Consider the following 9,954-nt stretch of genomic DNA (forward strand, 5'->3'; position numbering starts at 1 on the left):
GGAGACGCCCCCTCTGACTTCTACGGCTAGAGCGCTACGCCGAGCAGCGCGTCCACCGCACGGGAGACGACGCCGGGTGCGCCGATGTCCGTACCGCCGCTCTCCTCCTGGAGGGCGGCCCAGCGGTCGACCGCGGCGAGCGCGGCCGGGGCGTCCAGGTCGTTCGCGAGGGCCTCGCGGATCTCCTCCACCAGCGCCTGGGCGGGCGGGCCGTCGGGCCGGGACACGGCGGCACGCCAGCGGCCGAGCCGGGCGACGGCATCCTGGAGGACCCGGTCCGTCCACTCCCAGTCGGCGCGGTAGTGGTGGGCGAGCAGCGCGAGCCGGATGGCGGCCGGGTCGACGCCGTCGTGCCGGAGCTTGGAGACGAAGACCAGGTTGCCCTTGGACTTGGACATCTTCTCGCCGTCGAGGGCGACCATGCCGGCGTGCACATACGCCTTGGCCATGGGGAACTCGCCGGTGAGGGCCTGGGCGTGCGAGGCGCCCATCTCGTGGTGCGGGAAGGCGAGGTCGGAGCCACCGCCCTGAATGTCGAAGCCCATGCCGAGGTGGTCGAGGGCGATGGCCACGCACTCGATGTGCCAGCCGGGCCGTCCGCGCCCGAGCGATCCGCCGTCCCAGCTGGGCTCGCCCTCGCGGGCCGCCATCCAGAGCATCGGGTCGAGGGGGTTCTTCTTGCCCGGCCGGTCCGGGTCGCCGCCGCGCTCGGCGGACAGCAGCCGCATCGCCTCGGCGTCGAGGTTCGAGACCTTGCCGAAGTGCGGGTCGGACTCGACGGAGAAGTAGACGTCCCCTTCGAGTTCGTAGGCCGCGCCCGCGTCCCGCAGCCGCTCGACGAGCGGAATGATGCCGGGTATCGCCTCGACGGCGCCTATGTACTGCCGCGGCGGCAGCATCCGCAGGGCCGTCATGTCCTCGCGGAAGAGAACCGTCTCCTTCTCGGCGAGGGCGGCCCAGTCGATACCGTCGCGCTGCGCCCGCTCCAGGAGCGGGTCGTCGACGTCGGTGACGTTCTGGACGTAGTGAACCTGCCGCTTGGTATCGAGCCACACGCGCTGCACGAGGTCGAACGCGTTGTACGTCGCCGCGTGTCCCAGGTGGGTGGCGTCGTACGGGGTGATGCCGCAGACGTAGATACGGGCGACGGGACCGGGGTCGAGGGTGACGAGGCCGCCGGTCGCGGTGTCGTGGATCCTCAGGTCGCGGCCCTGACCAGGCAGGGCGGGGACCTCGGAAGCGGGCCAGGCATGCATGTCATGAGCGTAACCGGACTGAAGTTCCAGATACGAATGGGAGCGGTCCGGACGGCCGAGAAGGCGTTCTTGCGCGATCTCGGCCTCTGTGCTCCTACACGGGTGGCCAGGGAATCGCCGGCCACTCCCCGCTCGGCTCCGGATGCGTCCCCGAGGCGAGGAGCGCACCGACACGCGCGCGTGCGGCGTCGATCTCGGCGGCGGTGATCAGCGGTTCGAGCCGTGCGGTGAGGGCCCCGCCTTCGGCCAGATCCTTTCTGAGGCCCTCGAGGACGTCGGCGGCCTCCCGGGTGAAGGGCTCCCCCGCCCAGCCCCACAGCAGGGTCCGCAGCTTGTTCTCCGCGTTGAAGGTCACCCCGTGGTCGATCCCGTACAACCGCCCGTCGCCCGTGGGCAGCAGGTGCCCGCCCTTGCGGTCGGCGTTGTTGATCACGGCGTCCAGCACCGCGAGCCGCCGCAGCCGCTCGTCGTCGGCGTGCACGAGCAGCGCGGTGCGTCCCTCGCCGACCTCGGCGAACCCGATCGCCTTCCAGCCCGGTTCGGGTTCCTCCCCGTCGACCAGCGCGAGCAGCTCGGCGTCCGGCACCGCCTCGATCCACAGCTGGCACATGCCCTCGCCGTAGGGGCCGTCACGCAGCACGGTGGGCGGTACGAGGCCCCAGCCGGTCGCCTCGGAGACCTCGTACGCGGCGACCTCGCGCTGGGCGAGGGTCCCGTCGGGGAAGTCCCACAGGGGCCGCTCCCCGGCGACCGGCTTGTAGATACAGGCCGCTTCCCGGCCGTCGTACGACACCGTGCAGTACAGGGCGGCGTTGGAGGCGTCACGGATGCGGCCGCGTACGGTGAGTTCGCCCCGGGCGAGCAGCTCAGCGGGGTCGTCGGGAGGCGTCACGCTCCGCGGCGGTATCCGTTCTGGCGCGGACATACGTGTCCTTCCGGGTCGAGCGGGAGGCTGCACAGCGGGCACGGCGGCCGCCCGGCGTTGACGACGTCGAGGGCGCGCTTGGCGAAGGCCCTCGCCTGCGCGCCGGTGAGCCTGACCCGCAGCATCGGCGGCCCGTTCTCCTCGTCCTGGAGCAGCCGCTCCTCGGCCTCGGCGAGGTCCTCCTCGGAGTCGGCGTCGAGCTCGACGAGCGCCTGCGCCTCGACGATCATGAGCTGCTCGTCGCCGTCCCAGGCGAGCGCCATGGTGCCGACCCGGAACTCCTCCTCGACGGGGGTGTCCAGCGGGGCGCTGTCGTTGATCTCCGACGGTGCGACCGCGGGAACGGAGGCGCTGCCCCCGCTACGGCGTACGACCTCGTCGAGCAGTTCGTCCATGCGCTCGGCGAGCGCTGCGACCTGGGTCTTCTCCAGGGCCACGCTGGTCACCCGGGAGCCGGCGGTGGCCTGGAGGAAGAACGAACGGCGCCCGGGCAGCCCGACCGTACCGGCCACGAAACGCTCCGGATGGTCGTAGAGGAACACCTGACGGGACACGTCCTGTCTCCATTGGAATCGTGGGGGCCGTGTGACCACGGCACTGCTGCGACCGCTTCACCCTACTGCGGCGGACGATCACGGTGCGCCCGCACCACCCCCGACTTGGGCGTCGTCGCCCGGCGGTTCCTCGCGCGGCACCAGGGACGTGAAGTCGCCGGTGTCGCCGAGACGGACGAGAAACGGTCGCAGTCGTGTGTAACGGATCGCGGTGATGGAACACGGTTCAACGGAAATCCGCTGGAAGAGGTCCAGATGAAGTCCGAGTGCCTCCGCGACGAGCGACTTGATGATGTCGCCGTGCGAGCACATGAGGTAGACGGCGTCGGCGCCGTGGTCGCGCTCCACGCGCGCGTTCCACTCGCGCACGGCCTCGGCGGCACGGGTCTGCATGGCCCGCATCGACTCGCCGCCGGGGAAGGCCGCCGCGGACGGGTGCGCCTGCACCACCTCCATCAGGGGCTCGTCCTTGAGCTCGGCGAGCTTGCGCCCGGACCAGTCGCCGTAGTGGCACTCGCCGATGCGCTCGTCGGTGTGCGGGCTCAGGTCCGGCCGGGCCTCGAGAAGGGGCTCGATCGTCTCCTGGCAGCGCTGGAGCGGGCTGGCGACGATCTCGGCGAGAGGCAGTTCGGCGAGCCGCCCGGGCAGCGCGGCGGCCTGCGCGGCGCCACGTTCGTCGAGGGCCACACCGGGCGTCCAGCCGGCGAGCAGTCCCTCGGTGTTGGCGGTGGAACGTCCGTGCCGGACCAGGATCAACGTGGGCATGCGATCCAGCGTAGGCGCACGCGCGCGTACGGTGTCGTTCAAGTGACGGGAGACTCGCTTCGTGATCGTCGACTGTGCCATCTACCGCGACGGACACCGGACCGAGGGACCGGAGGACTTCTCCGACGCCCTGGGTGAGGCCCGTGGGGCGGGAGGTTTCGTGTGGATCGGGCTGCATGAGCCGACGGAGCGCGAATTCGACCATGTCACCCGGGAGTTCGGCCTGCATCCGCTGGCCGTCGAGGACGCCCTCAAGGCCCATCAGCGGCCCAAGCTGGAGGTGTACGACGACTCGCTCTTCGTGGTCCTCAAGCCGGTGGTGTACGAGCCGCGGAGCGACACCGTCTCCACCGGCGAGATCATGATCTTCCTGGGCGACTCGTTCGCGGTCACCGTCCGGCACGGCGAGGGCGCCCCGCTCAAGGCCGTACGGCACCGGCTGGAGCACGAGCCGGAGCTGCTCGGCAACGGGCCCACGTCCGTGCTGTACGCGATCGCCGACGCCACCGTCGACCACTATCTGGACGTCGCGATCGAGTTGCAGGCCGACCTGGAGGGGCTGGAGACGGAGGTGTTCTCACCGCTGGACGGCGGCTCTCGGAACACCGCGTCCCGGATCTACGACTTCAAGCGCCAGGTCCTGGAGTTCCGCCGGGCGACCGGGCCGCTGGCCCTGCCGGTGAGCCGGCTGGCGGGCACGGCGCAGTCCGGTGTGACGGTGCCGTTCGTGGACGACCGGGCCCGGCCCTTCTTCCGGGACGTCGGCGACCACCTCACGCGTGTCAACGAGTCCGTGGAGAACCTGGACCGGCTGGTGTCGGACATCCTCTCGGCGCATCTGGCGCAGATGAGCGTCCGGCAGAACGACGACATGCGGAAGATCTCCGCCTGGGCGGCCATGGCCGCGATCCCCACGATGGTCGCGGGGATCTACGGCATGAACTTCGAGCACATGCCCGAGTTGCGCTGGGAGTGGTCCTACCCGGCTCTCATCATGCTGATGGTCGTCCTGGAGGTGCTGGTGTTCCGCCTGTTCAAGCGCCGGGGGTGGCTGTAGAACGGGCGGGCTCAGGCAAATTCGGGTGCCGTGGAGGCCGGGCCGCCGAGCGCGTCGCGGCGCTCGGGCATCTCCAGGGAGACCATCCGGCGCCAGCCGCCCAGCCGTTCGTAGGCGTACATCGCGTGGATGCCCGCCGCGAGCATCGCCGACTTGGCCTTCGGCCAGCCCAGGATGCGCCCCATGTTCGCCATGACCGCGAGGCTGACGTCCCGGTAGATCCCGATCTCGGCGAGCGCGCACTCGCGCAGGGTCCGCTGGATGGCCCGGCCGTGGCCCGCGTAGGCGAAGCGCAGCAGTTCCTCGTGGCAGTAGGCGAGGTGGTTGTCCTCGTCGTTGGAGATCTGCTTGACCGCGCGGCCGATGTCGGGGTCGTCGGCGAAGTGCTTGCGGAGCAGGTCCATCTGCTCGGAGGCGCGCTGTTCGGTGACCCTGCTGTGCGAGAGGTACGTGACGATGTCCCGTACCTCGAGCCGCTCGTCACGCTTGAGCTGCTCGTGCGCGAGGCCGATGCCGTTCTTCTCCAGGAGCATCGTGTAGTCGGTCTCCGGCGGGACCGGGACGGGGTCGAGGCCGCGCTTCTTCAGCAGGGCGTTGAAGATCCGCCCGTGTTTGTCCTCGTCGGCACCGTGGCGGGTGATCTTGGGGGCGAGGTCTCGCTCGCTCTCCGGGACGAGCGCGGCGATCCGGGCGTTCTCCCAGCCGCCCTGGGACTCGCCGCTCGCGGCGATGGAGCAGAACAGGGCGAAGGACTCGTCGTTGGCGAGGATCTCCTGGAACAGACTCTTGGCCGAAAGCATCGTGGGCACCTCTCCCGCGCGCGTGCGCGTGCTGCAGATTCCGCACTTTCCGCAAAGAACGAGTCAAGTGCGGGCCGCGCGGTGCTGCAACAGGTGCGACGGACAACTCCGCCAAATGGAGGACGTAACCGTCGGCGGCTCCCCGCGTTGTTCTGCGTGACGGCCGTGGCGGGGAAGACCCCCCCCCGAGCCCCCACCACGGCCGCAGAAACCTCCGTCGGGACCAGCCGTGTCAGGCGAGCCCGGCGCGCTCCAGGGCCTCCGTGCCGGCGCGGAGGGACGCGATCCGCTCGTCGAGCGTGAAGCCCGCCGGGGCCAGGGTGAGCGTGGTGACACCGGCCTGTGCGTAGGCCTTCATCCGGTCCGCGATGCGCTCCACGGAACCGAGCAGGGTCGTCTTGTCGATCAGGTCGTGCGGTACGGCGGCCGCGGCGCCCTGCTTGTCGCCCGACAGGTACTTGTCCTGGATCTCGGCGGCTTCCTTCTCGTAGCCCATGCGCTGGGCGAGCTGGTTGTAGAAGTTCTGCTTGCGGCTGCCCATGCCGCCGACGTACAGCGCGGTGTAGGGGCGGAAGGTGTCGGCGAGCGTGGCCACGTCCTTGTCGTCGCCGAGTGCCAGGGGCAGGGTCGGGCAGATGTCGAAGCCGTCGAGGGTCTTGCCCGCCTTCTCCCGGCCGGCCCGCAGATACTGGATCGCCGTGTCCTCGAGGTGGTCGGCGGAGGGGAAGATCAGCAGGGCGCCGTCGGCGATCTCGCCGGTCTGCTCGAGGTTCTTGGGGCCGATCGCGGCGATGTACAGCGGGATGTGCTCGCGCTGCGGGTGCACGGTCAGCTTGAGGGGCTTGCCCGGGCCGCCGGGCAGCGGCAGCGTCCAGTGCTGCCCCTCGTACGACAGGCGCTCGCGCGTCATGGCCTTGCGGATGATCTCGACATACTCACGCGTGCGTGCCAGCGGCTTGTCGAATTTGACGCCGTACCAGCCCTCGGAGACCTGCGGCCCGGAGACGCCGAGGCCGAGCCGGAAGCGGCCGCCGGAGAGCGAGTCGAGGGTGGCGGCCGTCATGGCGGTCATCGCGGGCTGGCGGGCCGGGATCTGGAAGATGGCGGAGCCGACGTCGATCCGTTCGGTCTGGGCGGCGACCCAGGTCAGTACGGTGGCGGCGTCGGATCCATAGGCCTCGGCGGCCCAGCAGACGTCGTACCCGAGCCGGTCGGCCTCCTGGGCGACGGCCAGATTGTCCGCGTCCATGCCGGCACCCCAGTAGCCGAGGTTGATACCGAGCTGCATCCCGATTCCCCTTACCCATCAGTAACGTGCCTTGTCCGCAGACCATAGCGCGCGGAAATCGGTCGTCCACAGCCCCCCACACCGTAGGTTCTGGCCAGTAATCTCGGCGTTCATGGAGCAGAGGCATCTCGGCCGCACCGGCCTTCGTGTGTCCCGGATCGGGCTCGGCACCCTGACCTGGGGGCGGGACACCGACGAGCACGACGCCGCGGACCTGATGAAGACGTTCTGGGAAGCGGGCGGGACCCTCGTCGACACCGCGGACGTGTACGGCGACGGAGAGGCCGAGTACCTGCTCGGCAGGCTCATAGACGGCCTGGTGCCCCGCCGTGACCTGGTCATCTCGACCAAGGCCGGCAGCGTACCGGACCCCGACCGCCGCTTCGACGGCTCGCGTGGCCATCTGCTCGCCGCGCTGGACGCCTCGCTCTCCCGCCTCGGAACCGACTACGTCGACCTGTGGCACGTGCACGCCTTCGACCCGGACACCCCGCTGGAGGAGACCCTCCAGGCCCTGGACCTCGCGGTCAACAGCGGCCGGGCCCGCTACGCCGCGGTCTCCAACTTCTGCGGCTGGCAGCTGGCCAAGGCCGCCACCTGGCAGCTCGCCTCCCCCGGCACCCGGACCCGGCTGGCGGGCACGCAGCTGGAGTACTCACTGCTCCAGCGTGGCGTCGAGCGCGAGGTGCTGCCGGCCGCGCTGGACCTGGGCATCGGGCTGCTGCCGTCCTCCCCGCTGGGGCGTGGGGTACTGACGGGCAAGTACCGGGGCGACACGACCCCGTCGGACTCGCGCGGCGCCTCGGAGCACCTCGCCCCGTTCGTCGCGCCGTACCTCGACGACACGGCGAGCCGCATCGTGGACGCCGTGACGACCGCGGCCGACGGCCTCGCGGTGACGCCGCTCCAGGTGGCCCTGGCATGGGTCCGTGACCGGCCGGGCGTGGCCGCTCCCGTCGTCGGCGCGCGCAACGCGCAGCAGCTCACGGCCGCGTTGTCAGTGGAGGCCCTTAGTCTTCCTGACGAGATCTGCCGGGCGCTCGACGATGTGTCGGCGCCCGTGCACCGCTATCCCGATCACGACTGGAGCACGCTGTGAGCACGGAGCCGGAGACCACGGAGGACGCCGAGCCGGGGAAGCCGACCGGTGGTGCGGAGACCGAGGAGGCCCAAGGGGACGCGGTCGATGCCGGCCAGGTGTCCGAGGCCGAGGCCGAGCTGCGGGCCCAGCAGGCCGAGCGGGAGCGCATCGAGCAGCGCAAGGCCGAGAAGAAGGCGCCGATCGAGAGCGGCACCAAGCTGAGCGGCCAGGCCGCCGATCTGCTCGCCGCCGTACGGGCCGTGGAGAGCGGCGAGAAGCCGGCGGCCGCGGCATTCGCGGAGCCCGCGCCCGCCCCCCGGCCCTCCGCTCCCGAGCCGGTACGGCCACCGCGGCCGGTGCCGGCCGAGACCGTCGCCGCGTCGCCGGCTCCCGCGCCCGAGGCGGTGCGGGCCGTCCTGCGGGTGCTCGGCGAGGGCGGCGCACCGGACACACTCGCGCCGCAGGCGGCCGAGGCACTCGGCGAGGGTGCGGACGAGCGGCTGCGTGCGGACCCCTGGCAGTTGCTGCGGATCACCGGTGTGCGGCCCGAGCAGGCCGACGGGTTCGCTCGGGCGCTGCTCGGCCCCGAGTGCGGCCCGGACGACGCGCGACGGGGCCGGGCCCTCACCGTCTGGCTCCTGGAGCAGGCCGCCCTGGCCGGGCACACCGCCCTGGAGATGCCGGCGCTTCTCGCGGCCCTGGCGCAGCGTGGCGTGCCGGAGCCCGACAGCGCCGTGCAGGACGCGATCGCGGAAGGCGACGCGCTGGTCTTCCAGGACGCCCTGGAGGAGACCGGTGCGCCGGCCCGGGCAAAGCAGGACGACGCGAAGCAGGACGACTCGGAGGAGGACGGCTCTGAGGAGGAGGAACGCCCGGTCCGGGTGCTTGTCGGGCTCGAGCGGTACGCCCTCGCGGAGGAGAGCCTGGCCGACGGTCTGGCCCGGCTGGTCAACTCGGCACCCAAGCAGGACGGTTCGGCCGAGGAGTGGGAGCGGCTCGCCACCGCGGCCCAGGGGTCGGCGGGTGAGCTGCTCCGCGCGGTCGCCGGTCATGGCCTGGTCCTGCACACCGGCGGGGAGGCGTCCCTGGCCGAACCGGCCGCGCTGCTGACCGCAGCGCACTCCCTCGGGCTGCGCGCCTGGGCGGCCGCCCATGGCCCGATCGGCCGGAACCGCTTCGCGGCTCTGCTGCGCTCCGGTCCGGAGGGCGCGGCGGACGAGGGTGCCGCGAACGAGGGCAGTTCCCCCGTCGCCACCGTCTCCGGGCTGCTCGCCGGCCTCGAAGGCCCCGGCCGGGACGCCGAGGGTGCGCTGGATCTCGATCTGCTCGTCGTGCTCGACGCGCCGCAGCTGGACGTCGAGACGGCGGCGCTGCTGACGGAGTCGCTGCCCGACGGGGCGCGACTGGTGCTGGCCGGGGACCCAGCGGTGCTGTGGTCCGTGGGGCCGGGCCGGGTGTTCGCTGATCTGCTCGCGGCGCGGATCTGCCCGCAGGTCGCCTCGCGGCGGCCGGACCCGGGGCCGCTGGGCGAGCTGGTCTCGGGGATCGGCATCGGCGAGCTGAACCCGGTCGAGGCCCCCGGCAAGGAGGTCGTGATCGTGCCGGTACGGGACGCGGGCGAGGCGGTGCACCGGGCGGTGCAGCTCGTCGTCGACTCGGTGCCGCGGGCGATCGGCGTACCGGCCGAGGAGACGCAGGTGATCACACCTGGACACGGCGGCGCCGTCGGCACCCGCGCGCTCAACACGGCGTTGAAGGAGCGGCTCAACCCGGGCCCGGGCCGCTTCGGCGGCTTCGACCCCGGTGACCGGATCGTCCACTCCCCCGCGCCGGGCCGTGCGCTGCCGGGCCGCGTGGTGAAGGCGGACGCCGAGGGGCTCCACCTGTCGTGCGAGGGCGAGGACGTCGTCGTGCCGAAGGAGCGGGTGGAGCAGTCCGTACGGCATGGGTGGGCGCTGACCGCGCACCAGGCGGTGGGGAGCCGGTGGCCCGCGGTGGTCGTGGTGCTGCCCGGCGATGCCGCGCAGGCGCTCAGCCGGCCCTGGGTGTACACGGCGTTCGGGCGGGCCGACCGCCATCTGTCCGTGGTGCACGGCGTGGAACAGGCGTTGCCCAGGGCCGTGGCCGAGGTTGCGGCGAAGCCCCGGACGACCCGGCTTCCGGTGCTGCTCGCTCCGCAGGTCGAGGAAAGCTGACAACGGCGGTGGTCACAGGGACGGCCCTGTGAC

The 9,954-nt window shown here is 71.8% G+C and carries 9 protein-coding genes; 3 read left to right on the plus strand and 6 right to left on the minus strand.

Going from position 1 to position 9,954, the window contains the following annotated elements; genetic code table 11:
* Window positions 1–26: 26 nt before the first annotated feature.
* The 4 genes from mshC to ACWIF2_RS38795 form a co-directional block, all read right to left on the minus strand.
* Entirely contained in the window at window positions 27–1,256 is a 1,230-nt protein-coding gene (mshC, locus tag ACWIF2_RS38780) for a cysteine--1-D-myo-inosityl 2-amino-2-deoxy-alpha-D-glucopyranoside ligase (RefSeq protein WP_454366169.1), read from the minus strand.
* 94 nt (window positions 1,257–1,350) lie between these two features.
* Window positions 1,351–2,181: an SCO1664 family protein gene (locus ACWIF2_RS38785; protein ID WP_454366171.1), complete on the minus strand. Its 831-nt coding sequence runs from the start codon at window positions 2,179–2,181 to the stop codon at window positions 1,351–1,353.
* Entirely contained in the window at window positions 2,145–2,735 is a 591-nt protein-coding gene (locus ACWIF2_RS38790) for a DUF3090 domain-containing protein (protein WP_184597466.1), read from the minus strand. The genes ACWIF2_RS38785 and ACWIF2_RS38790 overlap by 37 nt, the downstream gene beginning before the upstream one ends.
* A gap of 78 nt (window positions 2,736–2,813) precedes the next feature.
* The gene (locus ACWIF2_RS38795; protein ID WP_454366173.1) at window positions 2,814–3,500 is read right to left on the minus strand and encodes a histidine phosphatase family protein; all 687 of its coding nucleotides are present in this window, start codon (window positions 3,498–3,500) and stop codon (window positions 2,814–2,816) included.
* Between the two features lie 61 nt (window positions 3,501–3,561).
* On the opposite strand from ACWIF2_RS38795, the gene corA reads away from it, so the two are divergent.
* Entirely contained in the window at window positions 3,562–4,557 is a 996-nt protein-coding gene (corA, locus tag ACWIF2_RS38800; RefSeq protein ID WP_454366175.1) for a magnesium/cobalt transporter CorA, read from the plus strand.
* Between the two features lie 11 nt (window positions 4,558–4,568).
* On the opposite strand, the gene ACWIF2_RS38805 is transcribed toward corA, so the two are convergent.
* Window positions 4,569–5,357, minus strand: a complete 789-nt coding sequence (locus ACWIF2_RS38805; RefSeq protein WP_454366177.1) for a ferritin-like domain-containing protein — start codon at window positions 5,355–5,357, stop codon at window positions 4,569–4,571.
* 232 nt (window positions 5,358–5,589) lie between these two features.
* Window positions 5,590–6,645, minus strand: coding sequence for an LLM class F420-dependent oxidoreductase (locus tag ACWIF2_RS38810; protein WP_454366179.1), 1,056 nt, complete (start codon window positions 6,643–6,645; stop codon window positions 5,590–5,592).
* A 112-nt stretch (window positions 6,646–6,757) separates the two neighbouring features.
* On the opposite strand from ACWIF2_RS38810, the gene ACWIF2_RS38815 reads away from it, so the two are divergent.
* Window positions 6,758–7,744 carry an aldo/keto reductase gene (locus ACWIF2_RS38815; protein WP_454366180.1) on the plus strand — a complete coding sequence of 329 codons (987 nt, stop codon included), beginning with the start codon at window positions 6,758–6,760 and terminating at the stop codon, window positions 7,742–7,744.
* Window positions 7,741–9,921 (plus strand): helix-hairpin-helix domain-containing protein, encoded by a 2,181-nt coding sequence (locus ACWIF2_RS38820; protein ID WP_454366182.1) that lies wholly within the window; start codon window positions 7,741–7,743, stop codon window positions 9,919–9,921. The genes ACWIF2_RS38815 and ACWIF2_RS38820 overlap by 4 nt, the downstream gene beginning before the upstream one ends.
* The last annotated feature ends 33 nt before the right edge of the window (window positions 9,922–9,954 follow it).

This window comes from Streptomyces sp. NPDC055506 (assembly GCF_053643595.1).

Excerpts from the sequence above, each read along its gene's own strand:
- mshC (WP_454366169.1), bottom strand. The coding sequence starts at position 1,256 with ATGCATGCCTGGCCCGCTTCCGAGGTCCCCGCCCTGCCTGGTCAGGGC.
- ACWIF2_RS38795 (WP_454366173.1), bottom strand. The coding sequence starts at position 3,500 with ATGCCCACGTTGATCCTGGTCCGGCACGGACGTTCCACCGCCAACACC.
- ACWIF2_RS38815 (WP_454366180.1), top strand. The coding sequence starts at position 6,758 with ATGGAGCAGAGGCATCTCGGCCGCACCGGCCTTCGTGTGTCCCGGATC.
- ACWIF2_RS38810 (WP_454366179.1), bottom strand. The coding sequence starts at position 6,645 with ATGCAGCTCGGTATCAACCTCGGCTACTGGGGTGCCGGCATGGACGCG.
- ACWIF2_RS38805 (WP_454366177.1), bottom strand. The coding sequence starts at position 5,357 with ATGCTTTCGGCCAAGAGTCTGTTCCAGGAGATCCTCGCCAACGACGAG.
- ACWIF2_RS38785 (WP_454366171.1), bottom strand. The coding sequence starts at position 2,181 with ATGTCCGCGCCAGAACGGATACCGCCGCGGAGCGTGACGCCTCCCGAC.